Genomic DNA, 1170 nt, shown 5'->3' with positions numbered 1-1170 from the left:
CTCGCGGCCCAGCGCACCTTCATCCCGGGAACCGAATCGGCCGGCGCCGGCCAGGACGATGTAGCGACGACGGTGTTCCTCGCCTGGACGAAGGAAGCACGCGCCGGCCGCTGCCTCGATGCCGCGATGGCGATGCTGGCTGTGATCGCCTCGCAGGCATTGCATGTCACCAAGCGCGTGGCTCCTCCGGCGCTTCAGTCGTTCGTCGCGGATATCAGAAGCATCGTGCCGCCAGTCGGCGGGGATCGCGTGCTGGGACCTGAACTTGCTAATTTGGCCGAATTGTTCACCGGCCAGGTCTTTGAGGAGTAAGCGGCCTGGAGTTTCACGATGCCCAAATGGCGGCTAAGACCAGAACGGGCCGAGGATGAACACGGCCATTAGGGCAACAAAAAGCACAGCGATGATCACGGCGCCCCACATGAAGACCTTTCCGGTGCCGCGTTTCTCTTCCTCGCGAGATAGGTCTTTCGCCATCGCACGGATCCTTTGTGAGGTCGATGACTTAGCAACGTGTTTTGCCGAGGCTGGTTCCCGGCAGTCATCTTGAGCAGGATCAGCTTTCGCAAGGGCCAATTGATGCTCTGCCGAACAGGTCGCACCTGGGAGAACGCGGCGTTTCCAGGCCTTCTGGCGAAAAACTTGGTACGATGAAGGGACACGAACCCTACGCTTTCGGCGCTGGAAGCTTAATCCACTTTTCTAGGGGAGCAGTGGTGCGGGTAGAGGGACTCGAACCCCCACGTTCTCACGCCAGAACCTAAATCTGGTGCGTCTACCAATTCCGCCATACCCGCTGGCTTTGTGTCACCGTAACACGTCTATGTCACAAGCTGTGTCATAAGTTCAAGACTTAGATTTTCGAGGTTTTTCGGCCCCCGCGTGCCGTCTATGCCAGTCGCCTGGGCAATTCCCCTGTCGGTGGACCGTGGACTTCACGCCGCGCCACGCGTCGGCATCGCCTCGAACTGACGGATCATATTCAGGGTTTCTTGCAAAGCTGTCGGCCAAGATGAGCATCAGATGGTGCCATCGGCGGCCACGGCGCGGATCTCCCGTCCAAAGTAGGCGACGGCGGCGGGAACGAACTCATCGGCGGTCGGTCTTTCTGCCTGGGAATGTATTCACAATTCTTTCAAATTGATTCGGAATTTTTTGCTACCCGTAAGT

At 58.4% G+C, this 1170-nt stretch carries 1 protein-coding gene, 1 tRNA gene and 1 pseudogene; 1 reads left to right on the top strand and 2 read right to left on the bottom strand.

Translation table 11 applies throughout. The annotated features are described in order from the left end of the window. Positions 1-312: pseudogene (locus tag EOA86_RS35535) on the top strand (histidine ammonia-lyase); the annotation flags it as partial. A 33-nt stretch (positions 313-345) separates the two neighbouring features. Here EOA86_RS35535 and EOA86_RS41370 read toward each other — a convergent pair. Beyond that, positions 346-477 (bottom strand): hypothetical protein, encoded by a 132-nt coding sequence (locus tag EOA86_RS41370; RefSeq protein ID WP_280950420.1) that lies wholly within the window; start codon positions 475-477, stop codon positions 346-348. Positions 478-714: 237 nt separating this feature from the next. After that, positions 715-797 (bottom strand) — tRNA-Leu (locus EOA86_RS35530). Positions 798-1170 lie beyond the last annotated feature (373 nt).

Source organism: Mesorhizobium sp. M5C.F.Ca.IN.020.32.2.1, assembly GCF_004023105.1.
Classification (GTDB): domain Bacteria; phylum Pseudomonadota; class Alphaproteobacteria; order Rhizobiales; family Rhizobiaceae; genus Mesorhizobium; species Mesorhizobium wenxiniae.
Note: the sequence above shows the minus strand (reverse complement) of the source record. Positions and strands in the feature narration are given on the sequence as shown.